The 14,552-nt window shown below is 64.6% G+C and carries 21 protein-coding genes; 4 read left to right on the top strand and 17 right to left on the bottom strand.

The genetic code is table 11. The annotated features are described in order from the left end of the window. Positions 1–52: 52 nt before the first annotated feature. The 16 genes from H5P28_RS00325 to H5P28_RS00250 form a co-directional block, all read right to left on the bottom strand. Positions 53–763 (bottom strand): hypothetical protein, encoded by a 711-nt coding sequence (locus H5P28_RS00325; RefSeq protein WP_185673736.1) that lies wholly within the window; start codon positions 761–763, stop codon positions 53–55. Between the two features lie 102 nt (positions 764–865). Beyond that, positions 866–1,366 carry a hypothetical protein gene (locus H5P28_RS00320; RefSeq protein WP_185673735.1) on the bottom strand — a complete coding sequence of 167 codons (501 nt, stop codon included), beginning with the start codon at positions 1,364–1,366 and terminating at the stop codon, positions 866–868. A gap of 47 nt (positions 1,367–1,413) precedes the next feature. Next, on the bottom strand, positions 1,414–2,001 hold the full coding sequence (locus H5P28_RS00315) for a hypothetical protein (protein ID WP_185673734.1): 588 nt from the start codon (positions 1,999–2,001) through the stop codon (positions 1,414–1,416). Continuing rightward, positions 1,994–2,827: a hypothetical protein gene (locus H5P28_RS00310; protein ID WP_185673733.1), complete on the bottom strand. Its 834-nt coding sequence runs from the start codon at positions 2,825–2,827 to the stop codon at positions 1,994–1,996. The genes H5P28_RS00315 and H5P28_RS00310 overlap by 8 nt, the downstream gene beginning before the upstream one ends. A gap of 72 nt (positions 2,828–2,899) precedes the next feature. Beyond that, on the bottom strand, positions 2,900–3,370 hold the full coding sequence (locus tag H5P28_RS00305; RefSeq protein WP_185673732.1) for a hypothetical protein: 471 nt from the start codon (positions 3,368–3,370) through the stop codon (positions 2,900–2,902). Between the two features lie 6 nt (positions 3,371–3,376). Next, on the bottom strand, positions 3,377–3,538 hold the full coding sequence (locus tag H5P28_RS00300) for a hypothetical protein (RefSeq protein ID WP_185673731.1): 162 nt from the start codon (positions 3,536–3,538) through the stop codon (positions 3,377–3,379). A gap of 86 nt (positions 3,539–3,624) precedes the next feature. After that, positions 3,625–4,563, bottom strand: coding sequence for a major capsid protein (locus tag H5P28_RS00295; protein WP_185673730.1), 939 nt, complete (start codon positions 4,561–4,563; stop codon positions 3,625–3,627). Positions 4,564–4,608: 45 nt separating this feature from the next. Beyond that, positions 4,609–5,010 carry a hypothetical protein gene (locus tag H5P28_RS00290; RefSeq protein ID WP_185673729.1) on the bottom strand — a complete coding sequence of 134 codons (402 nt, stop codon included), beginning with the start codon at positions 5,008–5,010 and terminating at the stop codon, positions 4,609–4,611. A 41-nt stretch (positions 5,011–5,051) separates the two neighbouring features. Then, on the bottom strand, positions 5,052–6,158 hold the full coding sequence (locus H5P28_RS00285; RefSeq protein ID WP_185673728.1) for a phage protease: 1,107 nt from the start codon (positions 6,156–6,158) through the stop codon (positions 5,052–5,054). A 78-nt stretch (positions 6,159–6,236) separates the two neighbouring features. Then, positions 6,237–7,868, bottom strand: coding sequence for a phage portal protein family protein (locus H5P28_RS00280; protein WP_185673727.1), 1,632 nt, complete (start codon positions 7,866–7,868; stop codon positions 6,237–6,239). Further along, positions 7,865–9,433, bottom strand: coding sequence for a terminase large subunit domain-containing protein (locus H5P28_RS00275; RefSeq protein WP_185673726.1), 1,569 nt, complete (start codon positions 9,431–9,433; stop codon positions 7,865–7,867). Before H5P28_RS00275 ends, H5P28_RS00280 begins: the two co-directional genes overlap by 4 nt. 8 nt (positions 9,434–9,441) lie before the next feature. Further along, positions 9,442–10,068, bottom strand: coding sequence for a hypothetical protein (locus H5P28_RS00270; protein WP_185673725.1), 627 nt, complete (start codon positions 10,066–10,068; stop codon positions 9,442–9,444). Positions 10,069–10,080: 12 nt separating this feature from the next. Continuing rightward, the gene (locus tag H5P28_RS00265; RefSeq protein WP_185673724.1) at positions 10,081–10,335 is read right to left on the bottom strand and encodes a hypothetical protein; all 255 of its coding nucleotides are present in this window, start codon (positions 10,333–10,335) and stop codon (positions 10,081–10,083) included. Then, complete coding sequence (locus H5P28_RS00260) at positions 10,328–10,732, bottom strand: hypothetical protein (RefSeq protein ID WP_185673723.1); 405 nt, start codon at positions 10,730–10,732, stop codon at positions 10,328–10,330. The genes H5P28_RS00265 and H5P28_RS00260 overlap by 8 nt, the downstream gene beginning before the upstream one ends. An 18-nt stretch (positions 10,733–10,750) precedes the next feature. Beyond that, entirely contained in the window at positions 10,751–11,443 is a 693-nt protein-coding gene (locus H5P28_RS00255) for a hypothetical protein (protein ID WP_185673722.1), read from the bottom strand. Between the two features lie 116 nt (positions 11,444–11,559). Beyond that, entirely contained in the window at positions 11,560–11,880 is a 321-nt protein-coding gene (locus tag H5P28_RS00250) for a hypothetical protein (protein WP_185673721.1), read from the bottom strand. A gap of 210 nt (positions 11,881–12,090) precedes the next feature. Here H5P28_RS00250 and H5P28_RS00245 point away from each other — a divergent pair, with 210 nt between their 5' ends. Then, positions 12,091–12,528 (top strand): hypothetical protein, encoded by a 438-nt coding sequence (locus H5P28_RS00245; RefSeq protein WP_185673720.1) that lies wholly within the window; start codon positions 12,091–12,093, stop codon positions 12,526–12,528. A gap of 401 nt (positions 12,529–12,929) precedes the next feature. Here the strand turns inward: H5P28_RS00245 and H5P28_RS00240 are convergent, their stop codons facing one another. Continuing rightward, positions 12,930–13,547, bottom strand: coding sequence for a hypothetical protein (locus H5P28_RS00240; protein WP_185673719.1), 618 nt, complete (start codon positions 13,545–13,547; stop codon positions 12,930–12,932). A gap of 66 nt (positions 13,548–13,613) precedes the next feature. Between H5P28_RS00240 and H5P28_RS00235 the strand changes: the two genes are divergently transcribed. From H5P28_RS00235 to H5P28_RS00225, 3 genes are read left to right on the top strand one after another with little or no spacing between them, the layout of a single operon-like run. Next, the gene (locus tag H5P28_RS00235; protein ID WP_185673718.1) at positions 13,614–13,769 is read left to right on the top strand and encodes a hypothetical protein; all 156 of its coding nucleotides are present in this window, start codon (positions 13,614–13,616) and stop codon (positions 13,767–13,769) included. A 1-nt stretch (position 13,770) separates the two neighbouring features. Continuing rightward, positions 13,771–14,118 carry a hypothetical protein gene (locus H5P28_RS00230; RefSeq protein ID WP_185673717.1) on the top strand — a complete coding sequence of 116 codons (348 nt, stop codon included), beginning with the start codon at positions 13,771–13,773 and terminating at the stop codon, positions 14,116–14,118. Positions 14,119–14,157: 39 nt separating this feature from the next. After that, positions 14,158–14,541: a hypothetical protein gene (locus H5P28_RS00225; RefSeq protein ID WP_185673716.1), complete on the top strand. Its 384-nt coding sequence runs from the start codon at positions 14,158–14,160 to the stop codon at positions 14,539–14,541. Positions 14,542–14,552: the final 11 nt, after the last annotated feature.

Genomic DNA, 14,552 nt, shown 5'->3' with positions numbered 1-14,552 from the left:
GAACTTATGAATGGATGAATTTATGAATCAGTGAAGCCGCTGCCGGGCGCGGTTAGACGGCGGCGTCGGCGGTCCAGGTGATGGCGCCGGGCTTGTTGGACTCGATGAGGATGTTCGACTGGGAGAACTCGCCGCCACCGAAGGAGAGGTCACCCTCGCGGGAGATCGTGGCCGGGAAGTTGTCCTCGGACTTGAGGGCGACCTTGCCGGTGGCGTCATCGGGGTCGGGAATCCACAGGGTGACGGAGACACGGGCGCTGCCGGTGAGCGAGCCGCCGAAGATGTCGAGCAGGCGTTTTACCTCCTGGACATCAAAGACGAAGCTTTCATCGGAGCGGGTCGTGACGGTGCGCTGCTTGCGCAGGACGCCCTTTTTGTCCGGACGCTCGATGTGCTTCTTTTCCTCGGAGAGCTTGCTATCGACCTTGGTGGCCTCGAAGACGGCGGCCGCGCTGAAGGTGGCCGCGCTGAGGGCGCTGGTCAGCGTGATGGCAACCCCGCCGGGCGTGGGCGCGAGCTTGAAGGTATTCGCGGCGGCATCGCGCACGTAGTAAGTGGTGCCGACGGTCAGGCCCTCGCCGCCGGTGCCGGAGTCGAAACGCAGCGGCGTGCCGTCGGTGAGGGTGTGGCCGGTCTTGGTGAAGACCCCGGCCGTGGTGGCGGCAACCCCGGTGATCGGCGTGGCCGCGAAGGCGAGCTGGATGACGCTGAGCCCGGCAAAGATGCTCTTGGCGGCGTCGAAGGGAGCGGTTGGTAATGGCATGATTTATCTGGTTTGGTTGTTGATCTGCCCGGTGTCAGGCCGGGACGGTAAAGCGGGGGAATGTGCAGGAATTCAGCATTCGGAATTCGGAATTTATAAATTTCACGCAGAGCGTGAGGGGGGCGGAACGGTGATAAAGACGTGGGTGGCGGCCGTGACGTGGTAGATGACCTGGCGCGGATCGGGCACCAGCATGAGGGGCATCTCGGGGTCGAGCGTGAGGGTCACGTTCTCGCCGCGCTGGGCCTGGCTGGCCGGGAGCCCGTTGGGTTGGCCGGAGATGCCCACGGCGATGGCGGTGGCGGCGGCCAGCGCGGGCTTGCCGGTGTGCTTGGAGCGGTTGATCAGCGCGGACTCGGCCACGTCCACCACGAGCTTCAGCTCCCAGACCTGGCGGTTGTGGGCCACGCGCAGGAGCTTGGCCGAGGGGGTGACCACCACGATAGACAGGCCGAGTTTGGAGAGGGCCGTGGCAATGCGGCCGGGCATGTCGCCCTTGCGCTCGGTAATGACCTCGTGCCCGTGCAGGTAGTCGATCGCCTGGATATGACCGGCGACCGTGTCCTGCACGGTGAGAAAGGCTTCGTAAACGGGATCGCTCATGAACGTTTGAGAGTTTGAAAGTTTCGGGTTTGAAAGTTTGAGAGGGGTCAGAGGGCGGCGCGCTCGAGGAGGAGTCCGACGTATTCCTCCCCGGCCTCCAGGGCAGCGCCCAGGAGGCCGTCTTCGGTCGGAAGGACGGACGGGTCGGGCTGCTGGACCACGCGCTTGACCAGCCAGAACAGGACGCCGCCGCCCGGCTCCTGGAGCATGGCGAGCGGGTCGCCCTTGGCCGTCGTGCGGGCGCGGATGAGGATAAAGGCCAGGTTGGCGTGCTCGCGGGCACGGGTGCCGTAGGCTTCGGTGCGGGCCGGGATGCTCAGCCAGTCCGCGAATTTCGGGACGATCACGCCGCCGTGGAAACGCTGGGCGATTCCGACGTGGTTGATGCCCACGGCCACGCCGGTGGAACCGTGCAGGCGGGGGTTCTGGACGGCGGCGGCGGCGTTGGCGTAAAAGTGGGTGCGCTGGCCGCCGAGCTGGTTGGGTCGCTCGCGGTCGAGCTTACGCAGGTGGCGGCGGATGAGGTTGGCGATGGCGCGGCCCATGACGCGCTTGACGGAGGGCTCCGTCACCCCGCGCGTGATCCTCAGCAGCGGCGGCCAGGTGTCGATCGAGGGGATGGTGACCTCAAGCATCGGACGCCTCCGGGTTAAAGTGAAAGACGCCATCGGGGCCGAAGCGGCCCACCCCGCTCTTTTCCAGCTCCTCGCGCAGGCGGGCGCTGGCGACATCGGGGGAAGCCTGGAGCCCGGCGTTGAAGTCGGAGCGCCGGGGCTGAATCCGCGTGTCGCGGTCGATCAGGCCGAGCGCCATCGCCTCCCGGCGCGGCACGTCCTCCAGCCCCATGCCCGAGCCCCAGTCGAACGGCTCCCAGGGATGGCCGAAGATGGACAGCGCGGGCCAGATCGGATGGTTCTTGAGGGCGGCCATGCGGCCGGTGCCCGCATCCGTCGTCCCGGCGGCGCCCACCTGGGCGCGGGCGGCGTTCCAGCGATCGGGCCAGTCCGTACGGGGGTTGCGGCGGGCCTCCACGCGGACAAACTCCTGGGCGGGGAAAGCGTCGAGCAAGGCCGGGTCCTGGCCCTGCTCGTCCCAGCCGTAACCCTGCGCCTGGCGCACGTTGATGCGTAGTTGCAGGTCGATACGCTTGCGCGAGGAAAAGTCCTTCAGGCCGCCCTCGGTGCCGGGTTTGGGCTGGTAGCCGGTGCGGGCGAGGAACTGTTTCAGGCGCAGCCGGGCCGTCGCCGGGTCGATCTTCCCCGTCAGCACATCGTCCACGCCCTTGTCCAGGACGGAGAGGTGCTCGGCACTGCGCACGCGGGCCGCGAAACGGGCGCGTGCGCGCAGGCCGGGGTCCAGTCGCTGCAGGTCCGCCGTGCCGCCGGAGGTCGGCAGCAACGCACGACCCCGCGAAGCGGCGAGCGCTTCGGCAAAGGGCTGAGGGCGGGTGAACTGGATCATGGGAAAGATTGGCAGGGATTCGGAATTCGGAATTTATAAATGGGGAATCATTGAATCCGCGCCGTGCGCGGATCAAATGCCGTCCTGGGAGGCGCGGCCGAAGCGGCGGGAGTCGGCGGCGATCATGGGGGGAAAGACGGTGGCCTGGACGGTGGGGGCGGGTTCGGGATTGTCGGGCTCCTCGGGGGTGATCTCCCCTTTGGCGATGCGTTCGAGATAGCGGTCATCCTTGTCCCATTCCTTGCGCTCGTCGTCGGAGAGCGGCATGGCGCCCATCGCGTTGAGACGGCTCTGCCCCTCGCGCAGGATCATGCGCAGGGCCAGCCGCTTGAGCGAGGGCGGGACGGAGCCGGGCGTGGCCGAGAGCCGCACCCGACCCCCGGCCGCGATTTCCTGACGGATGCGCGAAACGCTGTCCGTGATGATACCGGGCAGGGGGTCTTCCTGGCCGTCACCGAGCGCGGCCGTGCGCAGGGCGTCCACCAGGGCGGCGGCCTTGGCGGTGTCCAGGTGAGCGAGTTCGATGACGGTCCAGGCGGGCATGGCGGGCTACTTCTTGGCGGGTTCCTTCGAGGCTTTCACCTCCTCGGCCTGCTTGAAGCGCAGGGCGGCGTCGAGGACCGGCCCGGCGGGCAGCTCGAACTCCGAGTTTTTCGGATAGACCGTGCCGGAATAGGCAAGGCCGTGACGGGCGAGAACTTTTACTTTCATAAGGAAGAGAGTTTGAAGGTTTGAGAGTTTGAAAGTTGTGCCGTCGCCCGCCGCCGGGAAGCGGCGGCAGGGCGAGCGGCCAACGGTTAGGCGGTGAGGACGGACTCGAGCAGGTAGATGAAGTCCGGGCCGGTGAGCTTCTCATCGGTGTGGTGCTCGGAGCGGTGGACGTCGGACTTGATGTTGTCCTCGCGGTAGGTCTCGATGCGGGAGCCCGCGTCATCGCCGCCGCTCTCCTCGGTCCACAGGAAGGTGCGGGCCGCGTTGGGCGACTCCAGGTCCTGGGAGTTTTCGGAGACCGAGAGGATGATGTCGTCGCCCCAGAGATAGCCGATGGAGAGGGCCTGCCCGTCCGCCGCCGTGTTGACCTTGGCGGCGGCGATGCGCACGCGCTCGATCTCGAAGGCGACCCGGAGCATCTCCGTGGTGATCGGGCCGTTGTGGGTCGGGTACAGGGCGCGGATCTTCGGGTGCAGGGCGAGCTTGTCCACCACGGTGGGCGTGAGCGTGAGGAGGTTCGGGGCGATACCGCCCTCCACATCGATCACGCGCCGGGCGGCCTTGACGTCGGCGATCGGGTCGGAGTTGGCGTAGTCGTCCCACTTGGCAGCCGGGGTGGCGCGGTGGGTGACGGCGGCGCTCTTGACCAGGGCGCGCACCCGCAACTCGTGGTTGACGAGAATGGTCTGCGCGTTGCGCTTCACGGCGGCGTTGTCGGCGTCGATCTGCTTGGCGTACTTCTTGCGGTTCTCGTCGGGGACGGGCGTTTCGTGGCCGTAGTTCTTGGTCGAGTACTTGTCATCCGAGAGCGAGGGCACGGAGCGCGGGTACGGGGTACCGGGCGCGCGCGGCTTGAGCGTCGGCATGTTGACGAAGTTCTCCCGTCCGAAGACCGGATAGTTGGCGGACTGCTCGCCGGTGCGGAAGATCGGCGCGATGTCGAGCCCGACATAATCGCCGGGGTTGATGAAGTAGGCGTTGAACAGGGCGCTCAACACCGGGTTAAAGACTGCGTTGGATTTCATGTTCTATAATAGAAGGAAGGTTGACGGGTGGAAACGGGGGCGCGGCTACGCCCCCGGAATGGTCTCGACCAGCGGGATGATCTCGATCAGGTCTCCGGCCGCACCGTTGGTGGCGGGCGAAACCTTGACCCCGAGCGAGCGGGTACCGGCTGCGGCCGTGGTGACCGTGGCGCTGGCGGCGACCCCGGCCACACGGGCACCGGGTGCGATCGCGGCCGACTGGCGCACGACGAGGGTGCCCCCGCCCGAGAGCAGGCGCACGGCGATCTCATCGGAATCGGGAGCCAGGCGGCTGTCGAAGACACCGATGGCCAGGGCGCTGCCGGAGAGCAGCGCGGCCTTGCCGGTGGCATCGACGGACACCAGGTGGTTTTCCTTCCCCTCAAGGGAAGCGATATTGGCCGCCGTCAGGGTGATGACGGGGCCGAGCTGGTAAGTGGTCTTCATAACGATGTTTGAGCGTTGCGGGTTTGAGAGTTGAAGAGGGCTCAGGCGCGGGTGGTCAGCCCGGCGACGTACTCGTTGTACTCCTCGGGATGCTCGCGGGCGGCGCGCAGGATGGCCTCGTTGTGTGTGAGCTGCGAGTCGGCCTGCTTCAACTCGCTCACGCGGTTCATGAAGGGCTGATCGGCGTTCTGGTGGCGGGCGGCGGAAGCGGAGGCGCTTCCGCGCTGGTGCATCGGCTGGTAGCCTTCGGGCCGCTTGATCCCGGTGAGCAGCGCGGAGGTGCCGTCGAAGTCGGCCTCCAGGCGGTTCTTCCAGGCGGTCTTGTCGGCCTCGGGGATGATGTCGGCGTGGCGGTCCAGCTCCTCATCCACCCGCTTGGCCAGCAGGCGCTTGTTCTGGGTTTCGAGCGCGGTCAGCCGGTTTTTGAACTCTTCGTTCTCGGCGGCGACCTCGGCGGCCTCGGCAACCTGCTCGGCGGCCGTCGCGTTACTGGACTGCAGCGCCTTGACGGCGGCCACAATCTGTTCTTCGGTCGCATCCGCCGCGAGGGCGAGCAGGCCGATCAACTGAGTCTGGAGACTTTCATTCATGGTGGTATCGGTGTTGATGTTGGCAGCGGCGTCGGCGGCTGCGGGAAGATCGTCGGTGGCCCGGTTCCAGAAGGGCACGAGGGCGTCGCCCAGGTTGGGCGTATTCGTGAGCCCGGCGTCGTTGACGGTGACCGGGCGGAAGCGGTTGCCCCCGAGGGCCTGTGTCTGGTGCGGGAACCAGACCGGGGAAATGAAGCGGTAGCGCTTGTTTTTGATGGCGGCCTCGCCGGTGTCGGACCACTCGCCCCTGGCCCAGACCCCGTTGGGGCGGCTCTCCATGTCCGTGACCCAGCAGGCGGCGTCGGAGGGTTTGTCGGAGCTGTGCGAGAAATGGTCGAAGTCGATCAGCAGCCGGTAGTCGGGATTCTCCGAGCGCTTGCGGTTGAAGTCGGCCACGATGGCGTCCAGGGCGGCGGCGTCCACCACCTGCTGATAGCGCACGCGCACGCCGTTTTCCCGGCGGGAGATGGGAAACTCCCCGCAGGGGACGAGATGGAACCAGTCGTCGGGGTCGAAATCCCCCGCGCGGTTAAGAAAAGGAATGGTAACGGAGTTCATGGTTAAGATGCGTTTCAGAAATCATTGCAAAGGCAGTGCAGACGGCACAGGAGGCGTTTTCCGGGCGAACGCGCCCCCTCATGCCCCCGCGCCCTCCTGCGCGCCTGTGGGCAATTTTTCGGGGGTGAGGTCTCCGCGCCCGGAAACACCGTTAGCGAAGGCCGTGGCGAGGATGTTCTCAAAGGCGGTTTCCAGGGGGCGGGACGCCTCGTCTCCGAGGCACTGTTTTTCCAGTTCCGGCAGGTCGGAGCGGAGCTGCTCGAGCGCGGCGGTAAAGGCGGCCTCGTCCTCGATCTGGAGCACCTGCTCGACCCGGGCGATGAGCGGGGCGAGCGCCTGCCGGTCCGCCCTGGCCAGTTCATCGGCCGCCGAGGCGAGGAAACGCTCTTCGCGCACCTGATCGAGCGCGGCAGCCGGGGCGCGGTTGGCGAACATCCCGCCCCCGGTGCCGGGATAACCGGGCATGGCGGGCGCGGCCACGCGGCGGCGGAGCTTGAGCCCGGTCTTTTCGGAGATCTGATTCTCCTCCGCCTCCAACCCGGCGCTGGCCAGTTTGACCAGGAGATCCCCGAGGGCGTCGATCGACTCCTCCTCGGCGGCGGCGAGCGAGAAGTACGCCGCCTGTTTCTGGCCGGGGAACTCGCGGTGCAGGTGCGGCTTATCAAGCTGCTGCTGAAGGAGGCTGGAGATGACACCGGCCTCCGCGATCGCGATGGCGTCGAAGGCCGCCTCGTGGACTTTGGCCTGCTCGGAGTTGAGGCCGGTGGGCGCGGTCAGCATGGAGAGCAGCCCGCCGGTTCCGGCCAGGACCACCTCCTCGCGCTGTTCGTCCTTGTGCGCCTTGAAGGGCACGTCTCCCTGGGAGCCGAGCGCGACGGACTTGATGTCCGAGCCGGGCGGCAGGGCGCCCCGGCTGTTGCCGGTAACCTGGTTGATGATGTCGAGCCACTCGCGCACCTGGTCGGGCGGGGTGTTCTGGGAGAGGATGCCGAAGATGGACGGTATGCCGAAGTCCTCCAGAAAGGCGTCCCAGTCCTTCTGCGCGAGATTCTTGCGGATATGGGCGATCAGCGCGATCTCGTTGACCGGGTCGTCCACTTCCCTAACCACCCAGTGACGCGGGTCGATGATCCTCCCGGTGGAAGTACTGCCCCGGCCGGTGGAGTCATAGACCCATTCCCAGGACTGCGGGTGGCGCACGCAAAACCACTGCTCGACCGGCTCCAGCCAGATGACGGGCAGCGCCGGATTGTTGGCGTAGTAGTGTTTCTCCAAGTGCGCGTATCCCCGGAAGGTGGCCAGCGCCAGGTGCTCGATCGCCTGCGGAAGGTTTTCTATCTCGTCGTACATGGCCCGCAGGCTGTCGGCCTGCTGCTCGGCCTGCTCGGCGGTCATGCCGGGAGGGAGGCGGTCGGGGATTTTAATATCCCAGTCCAGCTTGCCCAGGGCGGTGAGGCGGCGCAGCTTGAGCCCCTTCACGGTGGAGTCGCGCTTCTCCACCATGCGGTACAGCCACATCAGGTCGGCGCTGCGGCCACGCTCGGCCTCCTCCATCAGGCGCACGGCACGCGGCAGGTCGAGCCCGCGCAGCGGGTTCGTGTAGTCGCGCTGGCGGGCATGGCTGGCGCGATGCAGCGGCGGCAGGAACTCGGTCGGGGCCGCGAGCGGGCCGGGTGCCGAAGGCGTCAAAGCTGTGTCTGGGTTATTCATCCGATCAGGGTGTGGGTGCGTTCACGACGGGCGGGGGTGGTGTAGGTATTAGGGCCGGGGGCAAACCATTCCGGCTCGAAGCGCGTGCCCGAGCCCATTGCATGGAGGGAAAGCGCACCCGCCCAGGCCATGTCGCAGTGGGAGTGCTCGTTAAGCGGGTTACGCGATTCACTGAAGGTCCACTTGCCCTTATTGCCCGTCTTGCGAAGAGCGTAAAAATCGCGGGCGATGTCCTCATGGTCCGTCGCCGCCGGGAAGCGCTTGCGCTGTTCCTGCAGGGCGACCATCAGTTCAAAGCCCATGTCATGCTTCGTACCCCGGAAATTAACGGGGGTAAATCGGCCAACAAATTCCTTGGCGGTCTCCCAGCATATCTGGCGGCCAAGGCCGGTTTCATCCCCGCAGCCATTAATAGCGGTGACGTTGCGCAGAATGGTCCAGAGGGCGAGGCGCAGGAAGTGCCAGTCTTCTGTCCGGCAGGTGAGCAGCCCGGCCAGACTCTGGGCATCGCCCTGCACCTCGTCCACGTAGATGCAAGCCAAGTCGCCGTCCCCCGAGGCGGCCACGTCAAAGCCGAGTGAATGCCGGGTAACCGCACTGAACAACTTCTGGAAGGAGCCTTTCAGGTAGGCGGCAATGGATGCCTCTCGGGTGAGCTGGGCGGCGGTGTGGAACTCCCCGAACTCGCGGATGACGGCGTGGTTCTCAAAGTGCAGGCGCTCGATCGTGGTTTCTTCCTTGCAGCGCTGGATAACGGGCCAATCCACAATGGCGAACTTCCCGCCGACCGGGTTGCACATGTATTCCTGCTGGTAGATTTCATCCGTGCGGGCGCGCTTCCTGGCGTCGGCGATGAAGCCTTCGCGGGACATCTGCTTCCCGGCCACCTCGTTGATCTTCTCCACCAGCCCCTGGGAGACGGCGTCCTCGAGCGTGACCTTGCGGTAGTACTCCCACGGCCCCTTGCCTGCGCGGGCCTCCTGGGACATTTCGCAAAAGAGCGTACCGTCGCCCCAGTGCGCGGACCAGATGGCGAGATCATAGCCCCAGGTGACACGGCCCTGCGCCGTGGCGTACAGCATCTGCTGGTTGGCGTGCTTGGCGAACTCGTCGAGGCCGACGTCACCCCCGTAAGCCTGCATGGCGGCCGGGTTGCTCGTGAAGGCGATGATGCGCGAGCCGTTGTCGAACTTGATGTACCCGATCTTCACCTCTTCGGTGAAGGCCGTTTCCTTGCCGTCCTTGTCCAGGACCGGCACGCGGATGGTATCCTCACCGTGGGAAATGACGGAGCGCACCCGGTTGTACACCTCCACGAACTTCATGCAGGTCTGCACGTATTCGATAGCGGTCGGCCAGTCCTTGGTGGCGAAGAGGTAGTCGCGGTTCGCGTAATGGAGCCGCTTGCGCACGTTCTTGAAGCTGTCGGCATAGGTCCAGCCGATACGGACCGACTTCTCGATGAACGAAAGCTGCGACTCGTCCAGGATATACTCCTGCTGATAGGGAAGGAAATAGCGGGAGGCGGTGCGGTCGGCATCCATGTCCCGGCTCGGGGGCGTCACGATGGCGGTCATTTCCCGGCCCCCTTCCCCAGGAGGATTTCATCAACGGCGGCCAGGGCGAGCGCACGGACCTCGTCGGCGGACTTGGCCTCCGTGGTCATGGACTGCTTGAGGGCTTCGGCCTTTTCGCGGCGGCGGGCCTCCTCGGCCTCGACCTTCTGCAGCTTGAGTTCGAGTTCACGCACCTGCAGCTCCAGCTTCTGCGCATCCTGCTCGGCTTTCTTCTCCTGCAGTTCGAGCTTGTCGCGCTGCAGCTTGAGCTTGGCGGTGTCGCCCACGATCTTGAGGAGGGTGGCCAGGTCATTGACGTCGGCCTCCTTGGCCACGGCTAGCTGGAAGGCCCGCTGGCCGACCGCCTTCAGGGTGGCCTCGTCGAAGGCGTCCTCGCCCTCGCGCATGGTGTCCACGATCTGGTCGGCGAAGCCGCGCGCCTTGCGGAAGCGCAGCTGGTAGCACTCCAGCGCCCAGAAGTCGGCCAGGGCGCCGTCGCTGGTGCGCACGCCGAAGCGCTCCTCCAGGCGGCTCTTGGCCTCCTTGTAGGACACGCCCTCGTCCACCAGCCAATCGACCAGGGCAGTCTTCTGCTCGGGCGGGAGGTTGCGCAGCTTGGCGTCGCTTCGGGGTTTGCGGCTCATGGTCGGAAAAAATCAGTGGGTGCGCAGCCAGAGGATGCCCGCATCGAGAATCTGCCACTGGCGGCCGGTCTCGGTGTCGATGCAGGCGGCACGGCGGGCGCGGTCGATAGCCTCCAGGGCCGCGTCGAACTCGGAGGTGCTGAGCCGGTGCACGGCTTCGGTGACGGAGTCGCGCAGGTGCTCCTCCTTCACGAGGTACGGGGCGGCCTCTTCGAGGCAGCGCAGGAGGGCCTTTTCGGCCACGATCTGGCGGGTGGTCTTACTCATGGTTCTGCTTTTTGAGCGTGGTCAGGACGAGGTCCAGGCGGGTGTTGGTGCCGTCGATGGAGCGCTTCAAGTCCTGGAGAAGCTGGTTCTGGTGGGTGTTGGTGACCTCAATGGCCGAGAGGCGCGCCTCATGGCTGGTCAACGTGCCGTGCATCTTTTCGCGGGACTCCTTGGCCTTTTCCATGCGGCGGTCCAGTTCGACCTTGAGGGCGGTGTGCGCACCGATGGGCGTGAACTCCTTTTCGAGCGCGACGCGCAGAGGCTGGTCGAGCTTGTCCCGGCCCATGAGCCGACGCACCTGATTCATCCCGGCGACGAGAAAGAAGAGGCAGGCGAGCCAGACGGCGACCTGTTCTCCGGTGACCGGAATCGTGACTTCGGCAAGTGGCGGCATCATGGGCAGGGCAGCGAACGGTTACTTGGCGGTGCTCGCGCTCGAGGTGGCAGCGGCAGGCGTGACGGTAAGACCGCTGGGGACATCCGCCGTGGTGTAGCGCTTGAGCAGGCCGCTCACCGCATCCACTACCGCGCCGCCCTCGGCTTCCTTGGCCTTGCGCAGCGCCTTGGTCAGCGCCTCGTCAATGACCGCACCCTGCTCGGTCTGGTCGAGCACGTTGCGAAACGTGTCTACCCCGATGACCAGCGACTTGGCCGTGGCCTGCGCGGTGGAGTAACGTTTCCCCATCCACAACGTGCTGATGCCGAGTGCGCCCGCCGCGACCAGAGAGGCCAGTTGCCCCCAGACGGGGATGAAGTTGAGCGCGGCCACTGCGGTCTGGGCCGTTTCCGAGACAGCGACCTCGCCCGCTTCCACCTCCGTGGGGGTGATGACCGGCGCGGCGCTGCCTTCGCCGTAGCTGGCGGGGAACTGGGTGCGGAACACCTCCTCCAGCGCCGTGACCCGCGTGGATTCGTCCATGCCGATCAGGGTCTGCGCCTGCTCATCGGTGAAACGCAGCGAGTTGCCGTACTGGTCCGAGACCTGGTAAACGCCGCCCGAGGTGGTGTAGAGAAAACGCCCGACGGCGTTGTCGTCCGGGTCGCACCCGGTGAGGCAGAGCCCGCCGATGGCAAGCCCGAGGATAAGGATGAGTTTTTTCAGTTTCATAGGAGTGTATTGAGTTTTGGATACATCAAAGGGTGCGGCGGAGGAACGGTTCGGGCTGGCCGCCGCGCCAACCAAGGATGCCGGGCCGGGGGGACAAACAGCACACCCCCGGCGCGTCAGGGACCATTCCCGGCCCTTATGTCTGCTGTGGTCGCGGTCAGCTCATTGGCGTGAGCAAGCGGGGAAAGCGGGAGCGCGCCGAGCAGGTCGGCGGCGAGGCTGCGGGCGACGGCCAGCGGGAGACGCACGTCGATCGCCTCCCCGGTGACCAGGAGCAGGCGCACCGGGACCGCCGGACACCCGGCGTGGCGCTGAAACCCGGAGACCCGGTATCCGGCGACCCCCGCGCCCACCGGCGTTTCGGGGCGGCGGGACTGCACGGCCGCCCGGTAGGCGGGGCAGGCGCGGCGGAGGAGCGAGGCGTCGGGTGCTGACATGACCCGAGAATAACAAATAAAAAAACGCCCGCCAAATTTCCGGGCGAAGGAGGCCAATGGAGCGAAGCGTTCCAACCGCTCACGCCCTCATGGGCCTGCCCGCCCGGGGCGCATTGAGTCTTAGACGCACGACGCGCAAAAAGCGAGCCGGAAGATTTGGGCTGGTGTGCGACGGCAGGATAGTTTTACTATGATGAGAAATCCTACCTCATGAGTACCGTACAAAAAGCAGCCGACGGGTTCAGTAAAGTTGTAACCCGTGTCTTCTTCTTCTTTGTGGTCTTATTCATCGTTTGCGCCGTCGGCGTGAAGCTCGATGAGAAAAAGACCATAGCCGAGGGAAAAGCTAAAGCTGAAGCCCGTGCCAAAGCCATCGCGGACGCCGGTCCCTACGGGCTGCCACCAAAAACGGAATGGGGAGAAGTCCCAGCCGTCAGGAAGTGGATCGATCAGCACACCTACGATGCGCGTACAACCGACTGGTGGGGCCCGCACAAGGTCGCCTACGTCAAGAATGGAGAGAATATCCTGTGCTGGCGTGTCAGCGTGGCCTATGTCGCCCGACGGGAGAACGGCGAGTTTTACGGGATGCGGCGGCTCTTCTACCTACGCCAGAATAAGATAATCGGGACCGAACTGGCTGACTAGTAGCGTTTCCATCCGTGCCTCGCCCAGTGGACGAAGCGAGCCGGTAAAAAGACCAGGGAGCACAAAACTAATAACGCATACTCTCCCAGGGGCCGCACTGCAAATAGGCGTCTCTGCCCCTTTGAATAAATGCCCTTCATTCCGCGTAATGTATCACATTTTATTTGTTCGCGTAAAGGGCATTATGCGGCGGATGGATACAAATGATACCCATCCTAAAGTAATCAAATTCACGCATCCCGATCCGTGGCGGAATGCCTACGCACAAGCCGGAGAAGACACCGAGCGATTGCGCTTGCTGTGCAGGCTGCTATTGGGAGAACGAGAGTGGCACGTCCTACACTGGATGCGTGAGGGGTTCCCTCCCCCTGAAAAATATACACCACCGGACTGGCAATAGATCAGGCCACCCCACCAGAGCCCGCGTTGCGGGCTCTTTTTCCAGGGCCGTGTGCCCCCGGAGGTCCGTTCGGGTCTCCGTCAATGACCTTCAAGGAGTGAGTTTGAGATTTTGTATGATAACCTTTTTCAAGGCTACCATCTCGGATTGATCGTGCTAGGCGTATTCTCTCTTCTTCACGCTTTTTTAGTTTATCGGCGGCCGGGAGCATTTCAGCCAATTTTGCCAGCTTCGACGCGTCTGAAAGGAGGCCCTCTAGAGCAGACCGCAGTCGATTCTCGAAGCCTTTTACGTCACCAATACGCTTTGATAAGGCGTCTAACTCATCATAAATCACTCGGAAAAAAGCGTGACGATGCTCGCTCGGCAGAGCTGACAGCAGTGATTCCAACCGTGGCTCAGAGGGCACTGACGGGGATAGCGTTAGACTGCTTTCTAGCGATTTCAATTTCGCTAACGCCTTTTTAGTTACTGGATATTTGCCACTACGATACCCAAAAAACATCTCCTTTGAGATGTCGGCCTCTTTCGCTAATTCCGTGAGTGAAAGATTTTTCTGACCGCATAGCTGGTCTGATAGGTCAGAAAACTCTTTTTTTCGGTCAGATTTATCTTGCATCGGTCAGAATTTGAGTCAGATTTTCTTCAAATTATGACCCGTCCAAATATTAACCTCAAGCGCCGAATGTTGGGCGTTGTCACACAGACGGAAATCGCCCGGCTGCGCGGTTGCACCATCGAACACGTCAACTCCGTCCTCAACGGACGCCGTCGATCCAAACGGCTGGAGTGCTTCATTGAGGCTATCATTGATGAGCGGAAACCCGCTGTAAGTCGCTAAGATGCCCGCCGTCCGCACAGCCTATCTCGATTTTCTCCTGCCCGCACGTTCGCACGTGACGGCGAAGGAGCTGGCGGGAGCGTGCGGGTACTCGGCGCGGCACATCCTCTCGGCGATCGAGTCGGGGCGGCTGGGGGCGTTTCAGGTGCCGGGCCGGGGGACGGCCACCAACCTGCACACGCGCATCCCGATCGAAGTGGCGCGGGCCTTCCTCGTCAGCCACAGCACCGGGCTGGACGACGTACTGGTCGTGGACCAGTTCGCCCGGGCGCTGGCCCGGCTTCCCCGGCCGCTCCTGGCCGCCGTCCACGCGGAGGCGGCGAAGCAACTGCGCCAGGGGCATTCGTAACCCGTTTTATTAACCACAAAGAACACAGAGGACACAAAGATGAAGGAAGCACAGACAGACAACGCCATCGCCGAGAGCGGAACAGCCGCACTCCAAGCGGACGCGCCTCTCCGGCAACTACGTGAAACGGCTCGCTTCACGGCACAACAGCACGTCGTCTCGCCCCTCACGCTGGCCCGCGAAGCGGCCCAGCGCTGGCGCGATCGCCAGAGCGAATATACGCCGCCACACGCGACGGACTACACGACCGGCTGGGTGATCGTCCATCACGGGGCGGGCGCGGGTTGGACCCGCAGCCTCGACCACCGCCCCTGCGCCTGGGTGCCCGGCTGCCTGGCGGTACCCGCCGACGGCGGCCCCGTCTATATCGCCGTGGGCGGCAATGACCAGGACGGCGCCCAGCGCTGGGAAATCCTTCCCTAACCCTCAACGAA

Origin of the sequence: Ruficoccus amylovorans (assembly GCF_014230085.1) — a bacterium.
In the GTDB taxonomy this organism is placed as follows: Bacteria; Verrucomicrobiota; Verrucomicrobiia; order Opitutales; family Cerasicoccaceae; genus Ruficoccus; species Ruficoccus amylovorans.
This window is presented reverse-complemented; position numbering and strand designations above follow the sequence as displayed.

What these genes read in the sequence shown, in the direction of transcription:
- H5P28_RS00280 (WP_185673727.1), bottom strand. Translation starts at nt 7,868, where the DNA reads ATGAATAACCCAGACACAGCTTTGACGCCTTCGGCACCCGGCCCGCTC.
- H5P28_RS00320 (WP_185673735.1), bottom strand. Translation starts at nt 1,366, where the DNA reads ATGAGCGATCCCGTTTACGAAGCCTTTCTCACCGTGCAGGACACGGTC.
- H5P28_RS00310 (WP_185673733.1), bottom strand. Translation starts at nt 2,827, where the DNA reads ATGATCCAGTTCACCCGCCCTCAGCCCTTTGCCGAAGCGCTCGCCGCT.
- H5P28_RS00240 (WP_185673719.1), bottom strand. Translation starts at nt 13,547, where the DNA reads ATGCAAGATAAATCTGACCGAAAAAAAGAGTTTTCTGACCTATCAGAC.
- H5P28_RS00295 (WP_185673730.1), bottom strand. Translation starts at nt 4,563, where the DNA reads ATGAAATCCAACGCAGTCTTTAACCCGGTGTTGAGCGCCCTGTTCAAC.
- H5P28_RS00225 (WP_185673716.1), top strand. Translation starts at nt 14,158, where the DNA reads ATGAAGGAAGCACAGACAGACAACGCCATCGCCGAGAGCGGAACAGCC.
- H5P28_RS00245 (WP_185673720.1), top strand. Translation starts at nt 12,091, where the DNA reads ATGAGTACCGTACAAAAAGCAGCCGACGGGTTCAGTAAAGTTGTAACC.
- H5P28_RS00230 (WP_185673717.1), top strand. Translation starts at nt 13,771, where the DNA reads ATGCCCGCCGTCCGCACAGCCTATCTCGATTTTCTCCTGCCCGCACGT.
- H5P28_RS00270 (WP_185673725.1), bottom strand. Translation starts at nt 10,068, where the DNA reads ATGAGCCGCAAACCCCGAAGCGACGCCAAGCTGCGCAACCTCCCGCCC.
- H5P28_RS00265 (WP_185673724.1), bottom strand. Translation starts at nt 10,335, where the DNA reads ATGAGTAAGACCACCCGCCAGATCGTGGCCGAAAAGGCCCTCCTGCGC.
- H5P28_RS00285 (WP_185673728.1), bottom strand. Translation starts at nt 6,158, where the DNA reads ATGAACTCCGTTACCATTCCTTTTCTTAACCGCGCGGGGGATTTCGAC.
- H5P28_RS00235 (WP_185673718.1), top strand. Translation starts at nt 13,614, where the DNA reads ATGTTGGGCGTTGTCACACAGACGGAAATCGCCCGGCTGCGCGGTTGC.
- H5P28_RS00290 (WP_185673729.1), bottom strand. Translation starts at nt 5,010, where the DNA reads ATGAAGACCACTTACCAGCTCGGCCCCGTCATCACCCTGACGGCGGCC.
- H5P28_RS00255 (WP_185673722.1), bottom strand. Translation starts at nt 11,443, where the DNA reads ATGAAACTGAAAAAACTCATCCTTATCCTCGGGCTTGCCATCGGCGGG.
- H5P28_RS00325 (WP_185673736.1), bottom strand. Translation starts at nt 763, where the DNA reads ATGCCATTACCAACCGCTCCCTTCGACGCCGCCAAGAGCATCTTTGCC.
- H5P28_RS00260 (WP_185673723.1), bottom strand. Translation starts at nt 10,732, where the DNA reads ATGATGCCGCCACTTGCCGAAGTCACGATTCCGGTCACCGGAGAACAG.
- H5P28_RS00300 (WP_185673731.1), bottom strand. Translation starts at nt 3,538, where the DNA reads ATGAAAGTAAAAGTTCTCGCCCGTCACGGCCTTGCCTATTCCGGCACG.
- H5P28_RS00305 (WP_185673732.1), bottom strand. Translation starts at nt 3,370, where the DNA reads ATGCCCGCCTGGACCGTCATCGAACTCGCTCACCTGGACACCGCCAAG.
- H5P28_RS00250 (WP_185673721.1), bottom strand. Translation starts at nt 11,880, where the DNA reads ATGTCAGCACCCGACGCCTCGCTCCTCCGCCGCGCCTGCCCCGCCTAC.
- H5P28_RS00315 (WP_185673734.1), bottom strand. Translation starts at nt 2,001, where the DNA reads ATGCTTGAGGTCACCATCCCCTCGATCGACACCTGGCCGCCGCTGCTG.